Origin of the sequence: Psychrobacter fjordensis (assembly GCF_904845995.1) — a bacterium.
Taxonomy (GTDB): domain Bacteria; phylum Pseudomonadota; class Gammaproteobacteria; order Pseudomonadales; family Moraxellaceae; genus Psychrobacter; species Psychrobacter fjordensis.
Genome location: NZ_CAJGYP010000002.1, coordinates 462,939 through 484,141 on the forward strand (window position 1 = coordinate 462,939; position 21,203 = coordinate 484,141).

The following is a 21,203-nucleotide window of genomic DNA, read 5'->3' on the forward strand; positions in this document are numbered from 1 at the left end:
TTTTACGTCGTGTCATGCTATATATCGATGTACTCACTGATAAGTGGTGATAAGTCAATATCTACACCCAGATTGACCAAATTCCAATATTGCCCTGACACGGTTCGGTCGAGCATCATGGTCGTTGCAGAAGGTTGAAACTGGCCAAAATACTTCAAAGATGTTCGCATTTGTGCAATGGCTTCGTGGTGTATTTGACTACTACCAAAATCGAAAGTGCCTGTTTGATAAGGTTCAATAGAGAAGGGCTTTAGGCCAATGGATAGCCATTTTTCATAGAATTCACCAGGGATGTTTTTATCATCATCACGGCGAATATCTAACGCCACCAAATCTTGCTCAAGAGCCGTGACGTCACTTTTAATCGCATGTTTAGCGAAACGTCGGAACAGTTGAACCTCGTTGTCACTATAACTGCGAATACCGCCGAAATCATAAGCCACGACGCTACCATCTTTGCGAAAGGCAAAGTTGCCAGGATGGGGGTCACAGTGCATACGATACAGTCCAAATAGCTGCCCTGCAGTAAAATGAAACAGGCGTTTGGCTATTTCTTGTTTGATGTCATTATCCCAACTCGCTGCGACGGTGAGAGTTTCTCCCATCTCTTCAGTCAGTGTCAAAATCCGTTTAGAAGAGTGGCTACTAATAACTTTCGGAATAATAAGACCTTCGTCCTCTGCATGAAATGCACCAAATACGCGTAAGTTATGCGCTTCTTTAATATAGTCCAACTCATCATGCAAACTTTGGCGAATCTCATGAAACAACTGTTCTTGTAGTTGCTTGCTCATATTGAGCACGCCAGCGATTTTCAATGCCATACGTACTTGTTTGAGGTCACTATCACAGTTTTCATCCACATCGGGATACTGAACCTTGACCACGACTCTTTGACCAGAGGGCAATACTGCCTTGTGCACTTGTCCAATAGAGGCAGCGGCAAATGGTGTTTCTTCAAATTCGTTGAACAGCTCTCCAACAGGCGCTTTAAGCTCACGTTCTATTTGAGCTTGTATCTGTGCGTATGGCATGGGCGGCGCATCTTTTTGCAGCTTTTCTAGAGCTGTGGCAACCTCAGGTGGAAACACGTCTTTATATTGTGACGCGATTTGCCCCACTTTCATGACGGCGCCTTTCATTTCACCAAGCGTCTCAGCTATTTGAATCCCCACATCTTGCATGAGCTCCGAGCGTGCTTGCAGACGTTTCTCTTCATCGCTTGATAGGTGCTTAAATGAGTTTTTAGCTGCTTTTCCGGCAATACTTGCAGTCATGCCAGCGAGTTTCATAAAGCGCTTTCCAGACGATTTTGCCATTCATATCACCGTATATTGGGTTGTTTATTCAGCCATAATGCTAGGGCGTGTCCTCAATTCAATCGATAGTCATCTAAATGGGTTAAAAATGGCTAAATCTTGCCAAACGGCGTCAAATAGCTGACTAATATCTCGATATTATCTGCGCTATTTTCCTTGTTTGACTGCAATTTATCTCATTTTTATCACCATTTCTAAAATGAGGACACGCCCTAGTATTTTAATCAAACTATTTTAAATTGAATCAACTATATTACCGTTTAACTGAGCCATTTTTATTACATATAAGCAATCATTGCTAGCACTTAAAACCATCACTTCGAAAAACCGATAAATGTTAGTCGGTAAGGTTGATAGAGTAGAGGTTGTTGAGCCAATAATCTAGTGCCATTTGATAACCCATCTGTCCCAAACCACAAATCACACCGACTGCGACATCGCTCAAATAAGAATGATGGCGAAAAGGCTCACGTGCATGAACATTAGATAAGTGTACTTCTATAAATGGCTTTTGTGTGGCTAGCAATGCATCGCGTAGAGCAACTGAAGTATGCGTAAATGCAGCAGGGTTGATAATAATAGCATCTACTTGCGCTGTGGCATCTGCTAACAGTCCATGATGTTGGATGTCATCTACTAGCTGGCCTTCGTGGTTTGATTGTATACAAATCAATTCGATATCATACTGAGCAGCACGTGCAATCAAACGTTTTTCGATATCAGCAAGCGTCGCATGACCATAAATATCAGGTTCACGCTTACCCAATAAATTTAGATTGACCCCGTTAACCAGCAGCAGCATATGAGTGAGTGTATTGCTGTTGCTCTGACTAGAAAGCTTTGATGCTGCGGTAGATTGTGAAGAGGTCGTCATACTGGTCTCTATAGCGATTAGGTAAAGGGATTGGTTTATTCTTTATTGTAAGGCATAAGGGTCGTAGAAAAAGAGAATTATGTCACCCAATGGTGCTTATTTGTTTATGATAGCAGCTTGCTAGTAGTGGTTATAAAAAAATTACATGAAAAATCAACCTGAAAGTAAAAAAGCATGCTAAAAGTCTTTATGTTGCTAAAAACCCGTGCTATGATATTTTTTATGCAATAATTATTGCAAGTTTGTTGCTATAGCTAAAGTAATGCTGATATGAAAGCCACTTATCGTCTCTATAAGCGTAAAGAATGTTTATAGAGGTAATTGTCTATCATAAAAGCTATATGCTAGTAATAGTGGTTAGTGTAGGACTCTTAAGTTTTTTGATTTCATAATTTTAGATCCCGTTTGTATGCAATGTTGCAAAGGAATTTGGGGCTAAGCGGACTTTTTTAGGAAGTAATATTATGTCAGCTCGTGAGCAAGGTACTGTTAAGTGGTTTAATGACTCAAAAGGTTTTGGTTTCATTCAACGTGATAGCGGAGAAGATATTTTTGTCCATTTCCGCGCGATTCAAGGTGATGGCTATCGCTCTTTAACAGATGGCGCAAAGGTTGAATTCAGTGTAGTAGAAGGCGAAAAAGGCCTTCAAGCTGAAGAAGTCAGAAAAGTAGACGAGTAATCTATCCGGTCATTAGAGCGGTTTAGCTATAATGTCTGTACAAACTACTGATATACTACTGAGTCAAGCCCGTCTTATCTTACCTATGTTGAGTAAATTTCAGCATATTAGGTCAGAGTAAGTATCGGGCTTGGCTTTTTTATGTCTGCATGACTATCCGCTATCTATAGATTTGATGTGGCAATGATTATTGGTGACGCTATATAGTATTATAACGTTTGATAATGCGTTTGCTTACGATGGACAACATACAAGTGATTAATACAAAAAGGATATTTTTTTGAGTAATTTTACGACATTTACTGATTTGCCGCTTTCAGCACCGACATTACGTGCTGTCAGTGATTTAGGGTTTACTGCATTGACGCCTATCCAAGCACAAATACTACCACATACGTTGGCAAATCAAGACGCTATTGGACAGGCTCAAACAGGTACTGGTAAGACGGCAACTTTCCTATTAACGATCATGGAGGCATTGCTCAAGCGTCCTTTTACCAATGATGAAGAGCGCTATTTAGGTGAGCCGCGTGCGGTTGTAATGGCACCCACCCGTGAGCTTGCCCAGCAAATATTTGATGATTGTATCGCTTTGACCAAATATACGGCGCTACATAGCGTGTGTATCATGGGTGGTACCAATTATGAAACCCAGCAGCATGAGCTTGAGCGTCAATATGTCGATATTTTGGTCGCGACGCCTGGACGTTTGATTGATCTTGCAAATAAAGGCATGGTCTATTTAGATCGCGTTGAAGTACTGGTGTTGGATGAAGCAGATCGCATGTTAGATATGGGGTTTATTCCTGATATCAAGCGTCTGGTAGGCCGGATGCCAGCCAATACAGACCGTCAGAGCTTATTATTCTCTGCCACTTTTAACCAAGATGTTATGAATTTGGCTTATCGCTGGTTACATGAGCCACAGTTTGTTGAAATTGAGCCTGAGCACAAAACCAGTGAGTTGGTCGATCAGCACTTTTACTTATTGACAGAAGATCAGAAGTTAGAAGCCCTACAGCGCATCATTAGTGATCCTGCAGTGGACAAAGTCATCGTATTTGCTAACCGTAAAGACCAAGTTAAGCGTTTATATCACAAGCTGCGTGCAGACCACAAAATCGTGATGCTGTCAGGTGATGTTATTCAGCAAAAACGTGAAAAATACCTACAGCGCTTTAAAGATGGTCATGCATCTATTTTGGTCGCAACAGATGTCGCAGGGCGTGGTATCCATGTCGACGATATCAGTCATGTGGTTAACTATACTTTGCCTGATCAGCCAGACGATTACGTGCATCGTATTGGTCGTACGGGGCGTGCTGGGCAAACAGGTATTAGCATTAGCTTCGTGAGTGAGGATGACGCGTTTAATGTACCAGCCTTAGAAAAGCATTTGGATACTAAGTTTTCGCTTGAGCAATGGCAAGAGTAGTACTTTTAAAGCTGCTGGTTTTTCTATGTAGTCAATCCTCTATAAAAGAGTGACAGCGTTAACCTTGCTTGAAGTATTATATATACATCTGTACTCGGTTGCCTTGACTCTCTTTTAAACTGAATTAACTATAGTGTGCAGCGAATAAAATGATAAAAGCCCTTAACATTCATATTGATGTTAAGGGCTTTTTTGTACGGCAAGTTTTGATAGCACGCAATGTTATATTTTAATAATATAGTCAGAGAACTCTAAAATGGTTACAAGGCAGCCGACTGCAGATTGTACAAGTATTACATCTAAGGAGGATAACGCCGTAGCGGTTTAGTAGTTCACTGACTATATCTGTGGTCGACGACTCTATTGAGCGTGTTCCATCGTTTCAGAGTGCTCATTATGATTCATGTCCATCGACGCATCACTCATATCATGCATGCTATGATCCATGCTTTGGTGAGATGTGCTGTCATCCGATGGCATCATATGGTGACTGCTGTGATCCATGTCTGCATCCATAGGCATGTCTGTCATTTCTGAGTCGCTCATTTGCATATGATCGCCATGCATATTAGACATATCATGCCCACCATGCATACTTGACATGACCATCGGCACGACCGCGACGGCCAAACCTGATATGACCATGACAGCACCATTTAGCTGTCTTAGGCGAAAGCGTCCAATTTTGTCACGTAACCAGCCAACCGTTTCGTGCGTGGCGACCAACATCGGTATTGTCCCTAAGCCAAAGACAAACATGAGTGCCGCACCATTCAGTGGATTATGGGCAACTACGGCGATGAGTAAGGCACCATAAACCAATCCACAAGGTAAGAAACCCCAAAGTAAGCCGGCAGTTAGTGCACGTGGAAACGTGTTGAGCGGAAATACTTTTTGACGAAGTGGGCTTAGATACTGCCAAAATCGCATACCAAAACGTTCAAGTTTGGTCAAAAATGGTGCACCAAGCATAGTGACACCAACAAACACCAATACTAAGCCTAATAAAATACGTGGCATACTATTGCCCATCATTAATGGCGCTAGCACAGTGGTTCCAATCAATCCTGCGATTAAGCCCAATAATGCATAACTGCTCAAACGGCCTAAATGATAGGTGGCGACAAGGGCGCGGCGTTTAGCAGGACTGGCATCTTTCATCGATAGGCCAAACGCTGTCACAAGACCACCACACATACCCAAACAATGTGGTGAACCAAAAAATCCCATTAGTAATGCCGCAACGAGTAAAGCTGTGGTCATGGGGTGATTCTCCTAAAAACAGTGAAAGATTGAATCTACTTAAATAGATGGTATTGGACGAAACATAATCGTGGGTCACGTATAGTCAAGATATGGTCAGTTCTATATTGATTAGACAAGGTGCTAGGCTTGTTCAGTCTATTATGTGTAACACTTGAATTTGTCTTATTTGCCTCTAAATGATCTCGAACCGACTATCTCTCGAAGCTATATTTTTGGATTGCTATCAATATTAGAAGGGTTGACGGACTCTGTGTCATCAAGGTTTGTTTGATCATTTGTTTGCTGAGTAGATGTAGCATTCTCATGAGCTTGCATGGTTTGTCTGCGCTCTTGACGATCATCTAATATAATGCGCTGTGATGCATTGTCTAAATCTTCAAATTGGTTTGATTTTACCGCATAACGTACTGCCCAAATGGCAACCACAAATAACATGAGACTTAACGGAATTAATAAAAATATACTGAGCATGGAGAGTCTCTTAGATAGCAATTTCTGGTGGCATTATACACCTATTATTAATGTGGTGATTGCCTGTGAACATAAAAGTGAAATAGCTGCTAGCTATGCTCATCATTAAATAAAATCCAGTTCAAATGCTAATCCAGTTTTATTCTGTAGGTGACTTTGCAGCATTGCCTCTAGGTGTTAATAGCTGCTGTGATGTCACGTCTTTAGCATGACGACAATCCATCTGCGGCCGTATCACATCACGTAAATAAGCGGCGACTTCATAAACGGCGCGCCGTGAATGCGTTAGATTCTGTGCAGGTTTTTCCCAGTCTCGACCAACTGGTAGAGGAGCGCTGAGAGGCGTGGTATTGATACCATTTAGCGCAAACTGTCTACGGGCGCGTGCCATATGGTAGCTATCAGTGATGAGGTAGACGTGATGTAGTGGTATACGCTTTGCGGTAAAGCGTGCATTTTCGCAAGTATTCATACTGGCGTTTTCGCTTATCAGTCCATCAATATCATGCTCGATGAGCCATTGTCCGAGCCAAGGCGCTTCAGCACCACTGAGTACAATAGGTAAGGGTAGGTCGTGATAAGCGCCCGCAGCAGTACGAGCACGATTGAGACTATAGCTGTTTAGAATGATTTGATTGTTCTGGTCGTTGGTCAGTCCGCCACCTAATACTACATAGGCCGTCGGTGGAGAGCTCGATGCCCCAGAGGGTATATTTGGCAAAGGCAGTAGCGTAAATAGATAAACAATCGATTGCGAAAATAGGGGGGTGAATAAACTAATGAGAACTAAAATAACGGCCGTGGAGCCCAGCAAAAAGGTAATATTGATGATACGAAACAGCGTTATCATACGTTCAGCTGAACGTAAGTAGTAATGCCATAATCGCTTAGATAACAGCCGCTTAGACCGTGACTTTTTAGGCCACATGCTCATCATGCCCAATAGAGCTGTCAGTATTTACCCAAACTGGCTCACGTGATAACTGAATCGCAAATTTCTCATAGATCGTATCAGTGATATAACGCTGTGCTATCGCAACATCTTCTTGAGTTGCTTGATAAGGAGAATGGTTGGTAAGTACCAGTGCTTGCTGCTGATGGGTGACAATGGGTGCAATACCACCACCTTTTAACCCTGCCTGTTCGATGAGCCAACCGGCTGCAACTTTTATTTTATTATCAGGCATTGGATAACCAACGATAGCTGGATAAGTGGCTTGTAACGCAATGAATTGCTCTTGGGGAATGATAGGATTCTGAAAAAAACTGCCACAGTTAGCCAGATGCTTGGGATCCGGAAGTTTCTGTTGGCGAATATCTATAATAGCGTGCATCACATCAGCAGGAGTAGCCTTGTTTCGGTTTTGCTGTTCAGCATAACGCTGTGCCACTGTCTGTACATCACCGTAACTGGCTAACACTTTGCTTATATCTGTGTGTAATCTGAACCCCACACGGCTGATTAGCCATGTGTTGGGAGTCCGTTTAAAGATGCTGTCGCGATAGCCAAACTCACAGTCTGCTATTGATAGTTGATGCCATGTCTGGGTAGGGATGTAGTAAGCACGGACATACTGTAAGTGGTCTTCTAACTGGACACCGTAAGCCCCAATGTTTTGTATCGGTGCAGCGCCAGTGAGACCAGGTATCAGCGCAAGATTTTCTAATCCATACCAGCCTTGATTGATCGTATGGACAACCAAATCATGCCAGTTTTCGCCTGCCATCACTTCAATATCGACGTAACGATCCGTCTGGGCGGTCAAGCTGATGCCGCGCATTTTCGGCTGTAACACAATTGCATTTAGTTGTGTTGGCAATAATACGTTGCTACCACCAGACAGCACAAACAATGGTTTCTTTTGATCTGTGTTTTTTGCATAGTCTGCCATAAAGGTGTCAAGTTGAGCCTCATCTGTCAACGTCACACCATAGTCAGCGATACAAGTCAGTGCCATAGTATTGCTGTGTGATAAATCAACGGATTCATTAGGCAATAAGCTTACGGCTGAATCCGTTGTCGTGGCAGGTTGATCACTAAAATCAAGACATGAAACTGAGGTCATAACGTAACCCATATGGCAAATAGATAAGAAATTAAACAGTAATCATTATAAAGGATGCGAGACACAAAATGCGTGTAAATCTAGCTTTTATCGCTAGCAAGCTTTCCAGCTCTCAATCCAAGCTTGTGCGCTTGATTCTATACGCTCAATGACTTCTTCAAAGGCATCAGCATCACCTTTATAAGGGTCAGGTATATCATCACCGCCATACGTTGGATCTTCTTCACTGAATAATGCCAGCTTGGCCATACTATTTTCAGTATCTGCTAGGCTGTTTTTGAGCGCTTGCAGGTCGGCTAAGTTCTGCGCATCCATTGCCAAAATCAAATCAAAATTGCGGAAGTCATCGTTATTTACTTGGCGTGCGATGAGTTTATTGATTTTATAACCATGCGCTTTGGCATGACGCTGTGCTCGCTCATCGGGTTTATGACCGATATGCCAATCCCCTGTGCCGGCAGAGTCCACTTTTATTGATAATCCAGCAATCGCTGCTTGCTGACGAAACACTTCTTCAGCAGTTGGTGAACGGCAAATATTTCCTAAACAAACCAATAATACAGACGATGGCGTACAGGTTTTCATCAGCATAATATGACCTTGTATAACAAAAAAAACATGCCATAAGAGACCAGCATTATTAGTGCGGCTTTTATCAGCATGCAATTGATTGATTGAATCGGCTGTCAGCGTAACGTTTAATGCCGTAAATGGCAAGAGTATAGGCTGAACAATATGGTCATATGACACAATATTGATGGCGATATTATCTATAATTTAGTGTGGTACGGGCAGTATTTTAGTCTTGCTTGCTTTTAAAGCGCTGAATGTCACGACGCTCTTTCTTGTTGGGTTTGTTATCAGGACGAGCAAGGTTGGCAAGCTTGCGTTGCTCTGCATAGTAGGCACGGCGATTTTCACTCTCGTCAGTTTCTGAATACAATACTTCAGCTGCGCTCGCATTACCACGTTGAGTGGTTAGCGCTTCCACGATGACTGTTTTTTCAGTCATGGCAGTGGCTGAGCCTTGGCGGATGGTTAATTCATCTCCGACCGCAATCTCTTTACTGGTTTTTACACGGCTACCAGCGTAGTGAACTCGTCCACCTTCGATGGCTTGTTTGGCAAGCGTACGTGTTCGATAAAAACGTGCTGCCCAAAGCCACTTATCAAGGCGAATTTTAGCTAAGCCTTGGGTTTTGTCATTTGTATTATTCTGCATAACAGCTACTCTATATGGATGTCTGTATTTATTTAAAATAAGCTAATTTGAATGAGATTAGGGCATATTTTATATTTGCAAATAAGTTTTTGTGATTGATGGGCTGGATAGGGGATATATTACATTTTTAGTTGATTGAAATCAGTTACACAATTGCTGTTCACAAGGTATGCCATCATGATTGCCGTCCATTTTTGTATTGGGACAGTGTTGTGTAAAGTAAGTTGCCTCTTCGCATGAGGTCATCTGAGAGCAGTGTTGTCTACCATCACATGAAAAGCTGGATGTTGTTGGCTGTGAATTTGTTGTTGAAGTGATTACTGGGACTGCTTCTGAATTTGGATCCAAATCGACATACGTTGGTTGTATCTCATCAAAGTCAGCAGTGGTTAGTGCAGCGCCTACTGGAGGCGTATTGGATGAATCCGTAATAGAGCTACTCGGTGCGCTCTCAGGTTGAAATATTTTATAACCCACAACGACCAAAACCAGCAGTACTAGTATCATTAATATATTTTTCATCATGGCTTTATACTCACCAATAACCGTTAAAAACTAACTGTTGCTACCATCCGCTCGCTATTGTCAGCTTTTTAATGGATTAAAAAACTGACAGAGTAGAGAATAAGTGATACCTGCTTTATTATTTTAAAAACAATTGATAGCCGATATTGTCATTGAGCATCGTACAGTCGTAACCAATATCAAGCAGTGCGTCTTGTAGCTGGCGAGAGTTGCTTTCTGAGGCTTGTAGGCCTACCAGTACGCGACCTTCAGCGGCACCGTGATTGCGGTAATGGAATAAGGTGATATTAAAATCGTCGCCCAATTTTTCTAAGAAAGTAAGTAATGCACCTGGACGTTCTGGGAATACCACACTTAATAACTGCTCGTTTTCGACATGCGCATGACCACCAATCAAATGACGAATATGAGATTTAGCGATGTCATCATCGGTTAAATCGTGGGCAGTGTAGCCATCAGCAGTCAATTGATTGCTGATAGTTTGACGCTCTTTATCCCCTTCTTTTAAGGCGATACCGACGAATATCGAGGCAGGCTCCATAGAGTCTGGTGATTTTTTGCTATCAGCACGGTAGTTAAACTCAGTGATATTACGGCCATGTAGACTGCGACAGAAGTTTAAGAATGCGCCTGTTTGTTCAGGGATAGTGACTCCAAAGATGGCTTCTTTTTTCTCACCAATTTCGGTACGCTCAGCGATATAACGCAGACGGTCAAAGTTCATATTGGCACCGCAAATGATACCGACACAGTTTTTGCCTTGAATATTATTGGCAGCGATATATTTCTTCATACCCGCAACAGACAACGCGCCAGCAGGCTCAACGATGCTACGGTTTTCTTCAAAGATATCTTTGACAGCGGCACAGACCTCATCATTGGTGCAGGTAATCACATCAGGTTCGACGATAGGGCCTGAGTTATCACTTTTTTGTGTACGGATGACGTCAAAAGGCAATTCGCCAATCTGTGCCACTGCCACGCCATCGACGAACAAGCCAACTTGTTCTAACTTAACGCGTTCGCCCGCTTTAAGTGCGGCCTTTAGGCAAGCTGATTGTTCCGCTTCTACGGCGATAACTTTTACATGTGGTGCCACTTCGCCTAAAAATGCTGCAACCCCTGAGATGAGACCACCACCGCCAACCGCAACGAAGACGTAATCCATATTTCGCCACTGCTGGGTCAGCTCTAGACCAATAGTGCCTTGCCCAGCAATAACCAATTCATCATCATAAGGTGGTATAAAAGTTAAGCCTTCGGTCTCAGCGCGATTGATTGCATAACGATTGGCTTCATCGAAGCTGTCGCCATGCAAATCAACGTTGCCACCCAGTGCTCTCACGGCATCTACTTTGATATCAGGGGTGGTGGTTGGCATAACAATGATGTTGTTAAGATCAAGTTTGCGCGCAGAGTAAGCCACGCCTTGCGCATGGTTGCCTGCTGAAGCACAAATGACGCCGCGTGCTTTTTGCTCATCGTTCAACTGGCTAATACGGTTATAAGCACCGCGTAATTTAAAGGATTTGACGGGTTGTAAATCTTCGCGTTTAAAACGAATGTCATTGGCAAAACGTTGGGTCAGCTTGGGTGCCGTTTCAAGTGGTGTTTGAATCGCAACGTCATAGACAGTGGCTTGTAAGATGGCTCGTACCCAGTGTGACAGCATAGTAATCCCTAAACAGTGTGTAGATGAATATAAAAATGAAATAGATTAGCCTATGCTGATTTTAGCTTTCTTGCAAGACACAATTGCAGTTTTTGCTGTGATTTCAGGTTTTGATGAAAGATGAAGTTGGGTTTATATAAATATTTTGTCCAAAAAGTATTGAGTTATTTCCATATGTCTGTATTATTGGACATATGGAAATAACTAATGCTATCGCAAGCTTTGCTGCGCTCTCTCAAGAGACTCGTTTAAACGCCTTTAGGTTGCTTGTCAGTCAAGAGCCTGAGGGACTGCCTGCGGGTGAAATTGCCCGTCAATTAACCGTGCCCCATAACACCATGTCAGCGCATTTATCAGTGCTGGCACGAGCAGGGTGGGTGGTTTCGCAACGCCAAAGCCGACAGATTATCTATCGTGCTTCGCTATCGCACATGGAAGCTGTCGTTCAGTTTCTATTACAAGACTGCTGCGCGGGTCATCCAGAATTGTGTGCGTCCCTTATGGACAGTCTAAGTGGATGTGAGGTCATTAATACTAATGACTCAAACAGCAAGTAAGATAACTCTTAAGACTATATTTGAGATAAAGCTTAAGACAGTATCTAATGCCATTATTGAGCGAATCTGTAAGACAAACATAACGTCAAAATCAATTTGATTGATTATATTCAAACAATATATTCAGAATTCAAACAACATATTCAGACAATAAGTGAAATCACTATGACATCATTAATTTTTCATAATCCCAAATGTGGAACCTCTCGCAATACTTTAGCCATTATGCATGCTTCAGGTGAGCATCCTGAAGTGGTCGAGTATCTCAAAACCCCGCCAGCCCGTGAGTATCTAGTTGAGCTATTGGCAAAAATGAATATCACGCCAAGAGAGCTATTACGAAGCAAAGAGTCGATTAACGATGAATTAGGATTAGACAATCCTGAATTATCTGATGATCAGATCATCGATGCGATGATTGCCCATCCTATTTTAATCAACCGACCTATAGTGCTCACCAATAAAGGTGCCGCGTTATGCCGACCGTCTGAACGCGTATTTGAGTTATTAGAGCATCCAGTGAGTAGTTTTACTAAAGAAGATGGGGAAGTGATTCATCATGGCAAACGCTAACACAGAACAGTCTGGCCTAGATAATGTACTGAATTTAAATGAATTACCTAATATTTCTGCAAGTGAAATTCAAGCGATTGATATTGAAGCGTTGATTGGTCCAAATGATTCGCGCCATCCACCCAAGATATTGGTGCTATATGGTTCTCTACGCCAGCGCTCATTCTCTAGATTGGCAAGCGAAGAAGCGAGTCGGTTACTGCGCTGGTATGGTTGTGAGGTTCGGACATTTGACCCGACAGGTTTGCCACTGCCTGATGCCGCTGATGCAGATCATCCCAAAGTACAAGAGCTACGCGAGCTGGCACAGTGGTCAGAAGGCATGCTCTGGGTGAGTCCAGAACGGCATGGCAGCATGACCAGTATCATGAAAGCACAAATCGACTGGATTCCACTGTCATTAGGCGGTGTGCGTCCGACCCAAGGTAAGACATTGGCAGTGATGCAAGTCAGTGGCGGTAGTCAAAGCTTCAATACGGTCAATCAGCTACGTATCCTTGGTCGCTGGATGAGGATGATTACGATTCCCAATCAATCGTCTATTCCCAAAGCATTTTTGGAATTTAATGATGACGATCGCATGGATAAGTCGCCTTTGTATTTGCGTCTTGTTGATGTCTGTGAGGAGTTGGTGAAATTTACTTGGTTAACTCGTGGGCGCTCTGCCTATCTGACTGACCGCTACTCTGAACGGGTAGAGAGCGCTGAAGAGTTATCAAAACGTGTCAATCAAAAATCCCTCTAATTTACTCTCTCATCATGTATTTTTTAATACGGCTTCTTATAATAATTGAGCTTAGAAAGGTTACCCGATGATCGCATTGACTATATTTATCGTCACCTTAATTTTAGTGATTTGGCAACCTAAAGGACTGGGTATCGGCTGGAGCGCAATGGGTGGTGCATTGATCGCCTTAGCGTTTGGCGTGGTACAGATCTCGGATATTGGAGTTGTTTGGGATATTGTTTGGGATGCAACTTTTACCTTTGTCGCACTTATTATTATCTCTCTTATCTTAGATAGAGCTGGATTTTTTGGTTGGGCGGCGCTGCATGTGGCTCGATTGGGCAATGGGCAAGGGCGCTTATTGTTTCCTATGATTGTGATCTTAGGCGCATTCATTTCTGCTTTCTTTGCCAATGACGGGGCGGCATTACTATTAACCCCGATTGTCATCGCTATCTTGCTGCGTCTTAAGTTCTCGCCGCCATCTGCTTTGGCTTTTATTATCGCGACAGGCTTTATTGCTGATACCGCGAGCTTACCGTTAGTGACGTCCAATCTAGTCAATATCGTCAGTGCCAATTACTTTGATATTGGCTTTGGACGTTATGCGGCGGTCATGGTACCGGTCAATATCGTTTCCGTCATCGCGACACTCACTGTGTTATGGGTCGTCTATGCGCGGCACATTCCAAAACACTACTCTGTTGCTGAGCTGAGTGCGCCAGAGACTGCGATTGAAGACCCACTCGTTTTTAAGGCGGCTTTTCCGCTTTTAGCATTACTACTTGTTGCTTACTTTACGACGGAATCATTGGGCATTGCTATCTCGTTTGTAACAGGCGTTGCTGCGCTAGTGCTAATGGCAATCGCAGGTCGCTGGTGGCAAGGTGGACGCGGTGCAGTGGTTTCAGTATCTGATGTTTTGCGAAAGGCTCCTTGGCAAATTGTCTTGTTTTCAATTGGTATGTACTTGGTGGTTTATGGTTTGGGTAATGCAGGCTTGACGGCCTATGGTGCTCAAATGCTAAATTGGCTAGGACAGCAAGGCACCGTTATCGCAACATTGGGAACGGGATTCCTATCTGCTATTGTGGCATCTATCATGAATAATATGCCGTCCACCTTAGTTGGTGCACTGGCTATCGATAGTGCGCAAGTACCAGACGCCACTCGTGAGCTTATGATTTATGCCAACGTAATTGGTAATGATTTGGGGCCGAAATTTACGCCTATCGGTAGTCTGGCAACTTTATTGTGGCTCCATGTACTGGCAGAAAAAGACTATAAAATCAGTTGGGGACAGTACATGAAAATTGGGCTGATTATTACGCCGCCAGTATTATTGGTCACGCTATTGGCCTTAGTCTTGTGGTTGCCTTATCTGTCTACATTTTAAAGGCTGAGTAAATCTCTTGTGATTAGCGTGGTTATTACGCTGACATCGATCAAACTCATCGGGTATAATAGCGGCGCATTTTACCTCTTTTATAATGATATAGTCGGTTCAAGATAATTTGGATACAAGGCAGGCGAGTGAAAGTGCTACAAGTGGTAGGCTAAGCGAGTCTAACGCCGTATCCAACTTATATAGAATTGACTGTCCGTTTATTTTCCAAGGATTTATGATGAGTGATCAGCAAGCACAAAAGCAAGCCGCAGCCAAAGCTGCTTTAAACTATGTCGAAGATGGCATGATACTTGGTGTAGGCACAGGCAGTACAGTCAATTGCTTGATTGAATTATTACCGACAGTAAAGCTTGCTGGCGCAGTCGCTAGCTCACAGGTCACTGAAGACAAACTTCGTGCCCTTGGTATTGAGATCGTTGATTTAAACTTTGCTGGTACGCTTGATATTTATATCGATGGTGCGGACGAAGTGAATGAGCATTTGCAATTGATAAAAGGTGGTGGCGGCGCACTCACTCGTGAAAAAATCGTGGCAGCGGCTTCTAACAAATTTATATGCATGGTTGATGAGAGTAAAAGTGTTGAGATGCTTGGACGTGAGTTCCCAGTACCGATTGAGGTATTACCACAAGCACGCTCTTATGTTGCACGCCAATTGGTTAGTCTAGGCGGTGAGCCAGTCTACCGTGAAGATTTCGTTACCGATTATGGCAACGTGATTTTAGACACCTATGACTTGGATGTGAGTAATCCAATAGAGCTTGAGCAAACGCTAAATAATATCGTAGGTGTGGTGTGTAATGGTATCTTCGCTGCCAATCAAGCTGATGTATTACTCAAAGCTAGCAGTGACGGGGTGACAACACTAACTCGTTAAAACTTTTTGCTCGTTACAAGACACTCATCCGTTAAAAACGCTATAGTAGCTTGTTATGTAGTAGCAATAAAAAGGCAGACCGCAATCAATGTGGTCTGCCTTTTTTATGTTTATTCGTTGATAAATAGCTTATAGCTATATTTTTTAGATTTTGATTTTGTCTTTTAACAAAAATTCCATTAATGCTTTTTGTGCATGCAAGCGGTTCTCTGCTTCATCCCACACCACTGAACGTGGATCATCCAACATATCATGAGAGATTTCCTCACCACGATGCGCAGGCAAGCAATGCATAAACACGACTTCAGGATCGGCCTTGTCTAATAGAGATGGCGTCACTTGATAAGGCGCAAAACGACGAGCGCGGGTGTTTTGCTCTGACTCTTGCCCCATGCTTGCCCACACATCGGTGACGATTAGATTTGAGTCTTTTGCTGCGTCTTGTACGTTTTCGACGAGGCTGACGCAATGAGAGAAGCGTTCCATCAGCTTAGGATCAGGCTCAAAGCCATAAGGCGCTGCCACACGTAGCTCAAAACCAAACTGATTGGCCGCTTGCATAAATGAGGAGCACATATTATTGCCATCACCGACCCACGTCACGATTTTGTTTTCGATACTGCCGCGATGTTCATAATAGGTCTGCATATCAGCAAGCAACTGGCAAGGGTGGTACTCATCAGTAAGTGCATTGATAATCGGTACACTTGAGTATTCTGCAAATGTCTCAACATTTTCGTGACCAAATGTACGAATCATGATGATATCAACCATACTAGAGATCACACGAGCAGAGTCCTCTAGCGGCTCACCGCGTCCAAGCTGTGTGTCATTTGGCGACAAAAAGATAGCACTACCACCAAACTGGCCCATACCTGTTTCAAAAGAAATACGCGTGCGGGTCGAGGATTTTTCAAAAATCATACCCAGCGTACGACCAACAAAAGGCTGATATATCTCGCCAGCATGTTGCATCTTACGTAATTCGCTTGCGCGTTTGATAAGGGTTTCTAGTTCTTGTTTGGTTAAATCAGATAGGGTCAAAAAATGGCGCAAACTCATAGTAATCCTAGCAGTCGATCGCAGTCAGTGAAACGTTATCAGTCTTCAATAGCATCGCATCAGTGCGTATACTGGGGTGACAACAAACTTTTAGTATAGCGCAATTACTTCTAATGTAAACGCCCAATTTAGTCTGATTTTTCAGTCACTCCAGTACTCGGCAATTTCACCGTCGTATTATGATTATTAGGCTTGGACACGCTTTGGACGTATGCTCAGGCGGCATAGCAGCTCATAGCTAATCGTACCCGCATGTGCAGCGACCTCATCAACGTGTGGCGCATCGCCCCATAACATTACCTTACTGTCTAAAGCAATGTCTTCTGGCGCAGTGCTGACATCAATGACAATCATATCCATTGCCACGCGTCCAATGACCGAGCATCGATAGCTTTGATTATTGCTCGTGTCAATGACAGAGACATAAGCGTCATCGCTGACGACACGAGGGTAGCCATCTCCGTAGCCGATACTGACCAGAGCCGTTCTAGTGTCTTTTTGTGCGATCCAACGACTGCCATAACCAATAGCATGGTCTGCATTGACCGTTTGTAGAGCAATGATTTGCGCGCTAAAATCCATCGCTGGCTGTAACTCTAATTCCTGTGCACTTTGATCAACGACAGGTGAGCTACCATATAAAATAATACCTGGACGTATCCAATCATAATGATGCTCTGAAAAGTTGACGATGCCAGCTGAATTACACAATGAACCCTTAATCTCAGCGCTAACAGTCTCTTGTAAAGTGTTTAACACGTTTGAAAAACGCTGTATTTGCATCGCATTTAATGGATGAGTGCTGTTATCTGCATTGGCAAAATGCGTGGTGAGAATCAGTTGATAGCCTGCTGCATGGAGCTGTTTAGCTGCTGCAATCACACCCTCGGCATCGAAACCTAGGCGATTCATACCCGTATTGTATTTAATCCAAACTATTCTAGTGGCACTACTAGCTGGTGGGATATTTTCCAATGCCCACTGCAGTTGCGGTGTATGATGAATCACGCAGCTAATATCACTATCAATGGCCTGCTGCCACTCATCAGCGGTAAAGGCGCCTTCGATCAAACCAATGGTTTTATTCCAGCCCAATTGTCGCGCTTCTAATGCTTCAGTTAAGGTAGCAACGCCAATACCATCTGCTTGCTGCAATGCTGGCAAAACTGCCGCTATCCCGTGTCCGTAAGCGTTGGATTTTACCATGGCCAGAACTTTAGAGTGTGGCGCCATTTTCTTGACTCGGTTTAGGTTATGAGTAATGGCTTTTGGTTTGATAGTGATAGTACGCATAATTGGCTTCTTTATTAGCAAAGTTATGAAGTGATAAAGCCAATGCTACATCAACCCAATTGATGTGGCACTGGCTATGGTTATTGAGAGCTGTTTGTTATCAAATATCTAAGACTAAGCAAGCATAATATTTAAAGCTATGACTATTCGTCATTCTCGAAACTGACGTTTTGATAGTATTCTGGCGTCAGATTGATAAAGCGAGTAAATTGTCCTTCAAAGCCCAAACGTATGGTACCGATAGGGCCGTTACGCTGTTTACCGATGATGATTTCAGCCACACCTTTGTGATCTGAGTTTTCATTATAAACCTCATCGCGGTAGATGAACATAATCAAATCGGCATCCTGCTCAATCGCACCTGATTCACGCAAATCTGACATAATTGGACGCTTATTAGGACGGTTCTCTAGACTACGGTTAAGCTGAGACAGCGCAATCACTGGACATTCAAGTTCACGTGCTAATGCTTTTAGACTACGAGAAATCTCAGAAATTTCCCCAACACGGTTGCCATCTAGGTTTGGCACTTTCATCAACTGAAGATAATCGACTACGATAGCGCCAAGCTTGCCATCATGATTTTTGGCGATACGGCGACAGCGTGAACGCATCTCAGATGGTGGCAGGGCAGTACTATCATCGATATACAGGTGCTTAGATTGCAAATGCTGAATGGCATTCATCATTTTTGCCCATTCATCTTCATTCATTTGTCCAGAACGCAGATGCGTCTGATTAATCGCGCCCCACGATGAAAGCAAACGCATGACGATAGACTCTGCGGGCATCTCCATCGAAAAAACCACGACTGGTAGGTCTTCGTTAAATAAAATCCCTTCTGCTAAGTTCATCGCAAAAGTTGTTTTACCCATCGAAGGACGCGCGGCGACGATAATTAAATCGCCTGCCTGCAAGCCCTGTGTTTTATTATTCAGCTCAGCAAATGGCGTTTGCAAACCAATCATGCCATCAGGATTGGATTTTAACTCTTGAATTTTATCGATGACGTTGGTTAATACAGAGGTAATGCCGACAGGGCCACGCTGTTCAGCGCGCTTATTGTGTTGTTCATTGATACTAAATATCTTGCCCTCGACACTGTCTAAGATGTCACTAACGCTTTGGTCTTTCGGGTTATAAGCCAGTGTCAACATGTCATTACCAGTGGTAATCAGTTGGCGCAGCGTTGATAGCTCACGTACGCGCTGTGCGTAGGCTGTGAGGTTGAATAAGGTAGCAGGGCTTTGGCTCAAGATATCTGCCAAGTAACTGTCACCACCCGCACCTTTGAGTAGTTTCTGTGCTTCCAACCAGTCATGCACCATGACTGTGTCATAAGGCTCATTGACCGCTGCCAAATGAGCAATCGCATCAAAGATATATTGATGTCGCCCAGCATAAAAGTCATCTTTGGTAACGATATCGGCAATCTTGTCATACGCCTCTTCGATACTCATCAAAGAGGCAAGCAACGCCTTTTCAATATCGATATTGTGCGGCGGTGTTTGATTGAGCAAGTCGTCGTTTTTTTCGGTATCTGCCATGAGTGCCTAATGTATCAAGAGTCGGTATGAAAAAGGGTATAAATAGATATTTAATATAAGTGTTTGGTGATTGGCAATAATACAGCAAAGCAAATACGGTGTGCTGCTACGATACAACACAAAACGCAGTCTCACGCTTGCCAGTAAGTGCTACAATCAGATGCGAAAGTTTAACACATTATGGGCTTTTTTTAGACGGGTACGGCAACTAAATCTGAAGCCATTAGGGTTGGTCAGTGAAGAGATGGATTACGATTTTTAGATATAAAAACCAGTTCATTTAACTATAAAAACAATAAAATCAGATATTTAATTAAGACATGAGACTATTTTTATGATGCAAAATAAATTACCGTTATTAATCACAACAGGCGAACCTGCTGGCATTGGTATGGACGTCGTACTGCTACTAGCGGCAGAAAATAAGTTGCAAGACTTTTCGCGGCCGATTTGGGTAACTGCGGATGCAGACGCAATGACAGAGCGTGCTAAGGCGCTTACTACTGCCGGTATCTTGAAAGTCTGCCCATCATGGCAGACTGTAGACGCAAATATAGAGGCAGATGATTTCTCAGAGCAGATGTCAACGAATACGACTCATAGTGATGATGCTTTTATCTTGCTTCATACACCTTGCGCAGCACCAGTCATCTCTGGACAAATTAATACGAGCAATTCAGCCATGGTGGCCAACCAATTAGATATTGCGCATAAGCTAGCATTCAATAAAACAGTCGCCGCCATCGTTACCGGCCCATTGCAAAAATCCGCACTCATTGATGCAGGCATTGAGTTATTAGATGGCACTATGTTTAGCGGTCACACTGAGTTTTTTATGCAGCAAAGTGGCTGTGAAAAAGTCGTGATGATGCTTGCCAATCAAGCAATGAAAGTGGCGCTTGTTACGACTCATTTAGCATTAAAAGACATACCGGCAGCTATTACAGCAGAGAATGTGCGTCAAACGGTGCAGATTGTCATTGATGATATGCGAGAGAAATTTAGCTTAACGCAGCCCCGTATCTTAGTTTGCGGGCTTAATCCACATGCAGGCGAGGGCGGTCATTTAGGTGTCGAAGAGATTGAGATTATCAATCCAGTATTGCAAGAGTTTATCGATGCAGGCGTCGATATATCAGAGGCGATGCCAGCGGATACGTTATTTACCCCAAGGCATTTAGCAGACTGCGATGCGGTGATTGCTATGTATCATGACCAAGGCTTACCAGTGCTCAAATCACACGGCTTTGGTGATACGGTTAATCTGACCTTGGGCTTGCCTTATATTCGTACTTCGGTTGATCATGGTACAGCACTTGATTTGGCAGGGCGAGGAGGTGCAAGTGCCACCAGTTTATATCAAGCGTTAAATATGGCTAATGAGATGGCTGATAAGTCGCTTACTAGCTGATATACCTTTTTTATGATTCATTGCCTTATAGATATTTTTCACACAATGCTTGATAATTTTAGTGTGGGCAATGCCTGTTTAGGAATAATAAAATACGACCTAATGTAAGTGGTTCGATTATAGCAGTCTATTTATTAACGAGTTTTATTGTGTGGTTCATTTGAAGTGCATCCTAATAAAAAAACAGCCAATCAGACTTATTTCAAATAATAATCTTC

General features: G+C 43.1%; 20 protein-coding genes and 1 pseudogene. 8 read left to right on the forward strand and 13 right to left on the reverse strand.

Translation table 11 applies throughout. The features are described from left to right. Nucleotides 1–17 precede the first annotated feature (17 nt). Both JMW61_RS10460 and aroQ read right to left on the reverse strand, forming a co-directional pair. Entirely contained in the window at nt 18–1,319 is a 1,302-nt protein-coding gene (locus JMW61_RS10460) for an ABC1 kinase family protein (protein WP_110923790.1), read from the reverse strand. Nucleotides 1,320–1,656: 337 nt separating this feature from the next. Beyond that, nucleotides 1,657–2,193, reverse strand: coding sequence for a type II 3-dehydroquinate dehydratase (aroQ, locus tag JMW61_RS10465; RefSeq protein ID WP_201551068.1), 537 nt, complete (start codon nt 2,191–2,193; stop codon nt 1,657–1,659). Nucleotides 2,194–2,657: 464 nt separating this feature from the next. Here aroQ and JMW61_RS10470 point away from each other — a divergent pair, with 464 nt between their 5' ends. Together JMW61_RS10470 and JMW61_RS10475 are read left to right on the forward strand one after the other, a co-directional pair. After that, nucleotides 2,658–2,873: a cold-shock protein gene (locus JMW61_RS10470; RefSeq protein WP_110923792.1), complete on the forward strand. Its 216-nt coding sequence runs from the start codon at nt 2,658–2,660 to the stop codon at nt 2,871–2,873. A 280-nt stretch (nt 2,874–3,153) separates the two neighbouring features. After that, nucleotides 3,154–4,308 (forward strand): DEAD/DEAH box helicase, encoded by a 1,155-nt coding sequence (locus tag JMW61_RS10475; protein ID WP_110923793.1) that lies wholly within the window; start codon nt 3,154–3,156, stop codon nt 4,306–4,308. Nucleotides 4,309–4,668: 360 nt separating this feature from the next. On the opposite strand, the gene JMW61_RS10480 is transcribed toward JMW61_RS10475, so the two are convergent. The 8 genes and pseudogenes from JMW61_RS10480 to ilvA all read right to left on the reverse strand — a co-directional run bounded on the left by JMW61_RS10480 (nt 4,669) and on the right by ilvA (nt 11,530). After that, nucleotides 4,669–5,571, reverse strand: a complete 903-nt coding sequence (locus tag JMW61_RS10480; protein WP_201551070.1) for a sulfite exporter TauE/SafE family protein — start codon at nt 5,569–5,571, stop codon at nt 4,669–4,671. Between the two features lie 207 nt (nt 5,572–5,778). After that, nucleotides 5,779–6,045: a cbb3-type cytochrome oxidase assembly protein CcoS gene (gene ccoS, locus JMW61_RS10485; RefSeq protein WP_201551072.1), complete on the reverse strand. Its 267-nt coding sequence runs from the start codon at nt 6,043–6,045 to the stop codon at nt 5,779–5,781. 139 nt (nt 6,046–6,184) lie between these two features. Beyond that, nucleotides 6,185–6,973, reverse strand: a complete 789-nt coding sequence (locus JMW61_RS10490; RefSeq protein WP_201551074.1) for a YdcF family protein — start codon at nt 6,971–6,973, stop codon at nt 6,185–6,187. After that, nucleotides 6,963–8,111, reverse strand: a complete 1,149-nt coding sequence (murB, locus tag JMW61_RS10495; protein ID WP_201551076.1) for a UDP-N-acetylmuramate dehydrogenase — start codon at nt 8,109–8,111, stop codon at nt 6,963–6,965. Before murB ends, JMW61_RS10490 begins: the two co-directional genes overlap by 11 nt. A gap of 93 nt (nt 8,112–8,204) precedes the next feature. Next, a complete protein-coding gene (locus JMW61_RS10500) occupies nt 8,205–8,702 on the reverse strand; it encodes a low molecular weight protein-tyrosine-phosphatase (RefSeq protein ID WP_201551078.1) in 498 nt (165 codons plus the stop codon). 208 nt (nt 8,703–8,910) lie between these two features. Then, the gene (locus JMW61_RS10505) at nt 8,911–9,333 is read right to left on the reverse strand and encodes an RNA-binding S4 domain-containing protein (RefSeq protein ID WP_201551080.1); all 423 of its coding nucleotides are present in this window, start codon (nt 9,331–9,333) and stop codon (nt 8,911–8,913) included. Between the two features lie 141 nt (nt 9,334–9,474). Beyond that, nucleotides 9,475–9,615 (reverse strand): annotated as a pseudogene (locus JMW61_RS14260) (excalibur calcium-binding domain-containing protein); the annotation flags it as partial. A gap of 361 nt (nt 9,616–9,976) precedes the next feature. Then, complete coding sequence (gene ilvA, locus JMW61_RS10515) at nt 9,977–11,530, reverse strand: threonine ammonia-lyase, biosynthetic (RefSeq protein WP_201551084.1); 1,554 nt, start codon at nt 11,528–11,530, stop codon at nt 9,977–9,979. Nucleotides 11,531–11,724: 194 nt separating this feature from the next. Between ilvA and JMW61_RS10520 the strand changes: the two genes are divergently transcribed. The 5 genes from JMW61_RS10520 (at nt 11,725) to rpiA (ending at nt 15,672) form a co-directional block, all read left to right on the forward strand. Beyond that, nucleotides 11,725–12,087, forward strand: coding sequence for an ArsR/SmtB family transcription factor (locus JMW61_RS10520; protein ID WP_201551086.1), 363 nt, complete (start codon nt 11,725–11,727; stop codon nt 12,085–12,087). Between the two features lie 165 nt (nt 12,088–12,252). Next, nucleotides 12,253–12,660 carry an arsenate reductase (glutaredoxin) gene (gene arsC, locus JMW61_RS10525; protein WP_201551088.1) on the forward strand — a complete coding sequence of 136 codons (408 nt, stop codon included), beginning with the start codon at nt 12,253–12,255 and terminating at the stop codon, nt 12,658–12,660. Then, on the forward strand, nt 12,647–13,405 hold the full coding sequence (gene arsH / locus JMW61_RS10530; protein ID WP_201551096.1) for an arsenical resistance protein ArsH: 759 nt from the start codon (nt 12,647–12,649) through the stop codon (nt 13,403–13,405). Before arsC ends, arsH begins: the two co-directional genes overlap by 14 nt. A 67-nt stretch (nt 13,406–13,472) precedes the next feature. Next, complete coding sequence (locus JMW61_RS10535; protein WP_201551098.1) at nt 13,473–14,783, forward strand: arsenic transporter; 1,311 nt, start codon at nt 13,473–13,475, stop codon at nt 14,781–14,783. 229 nt (nt 14,784–15,012) lie between these two features. Next, nucleotides 15,013–15,672 (forward strand): ribose-5-phosphate isomerase RpiA, encoded by a 660-nt coding sequence (gene rpiA / locus JMW61_RS10540; RefSeq protein WP_201551100.1) that lies wholly within the window; start codon nt 15,013–15,015, stop codon nt 15,670–15,672. A 144-nt stretch (nt 15,673–15,816) separates the two neighbouring features. On the opposite strand, the gene argF is transcribed toward rpiA, so the two are convergent. From argF to dnaB, 3 genes are all read right to left on the reverse strand, one after another. After that, nucleotides 15,817–16,734: an ornithine carbamoyltransferase gene (gene argF / locus JMW61_RS10545; protein ID WP_110923803.1), complete on the reverse strand. Its 918-nt coding sequence runs from the start codon at nt 16,732–16,734 to the stop codon at nt 15,817–15,819. A gap of 186 nt (nt 16,735–16,920) precedes the next feature. Continuing rightward, the gene (gene alr, locus JMW61_RS10550) at nt 16,921–18,027 is read right to left on the reverse strand and encodes an alanine racemase (RefSeq protein WP_201551102.1); all 1,107 of its coding nucleotides are present in this window, start codon (nt 18,025–18,027) and stop codon (nt 16,921–16,923) included. Between the two features lie 143 nt (nt 18,028–18,170). Beyond that, on the reverse strand, nt 18,171–19,574 hold the full coding sequence (gene dnaB, locus JMW61_RS10555) for a replicative DNA helicase (RefSeq protein WP_110923805.1): 1,404 nt from the start codon (nt 19,572–19,574) through the stop codon (nt 18,171–18,173). 337 nt (nt 19,575–19,911) lie between these two features. Here dnaB and pdxA point away from each other — a divergent pair, with 337 nt between their 5' ends. Beyond that, entirely contained in the window at nt 19,912–20,985 is a 1,074-nt protein-coding gene (gene pdxA / locus JMW61_RS10560; protein WP_201551922.1) for a 4-hydroxythreonine-4-phosphate dehydrogenase PdxA, read from the forward strand. Nucleotides 20,986–21,203 lie beyond the last annotated feature (218 nt).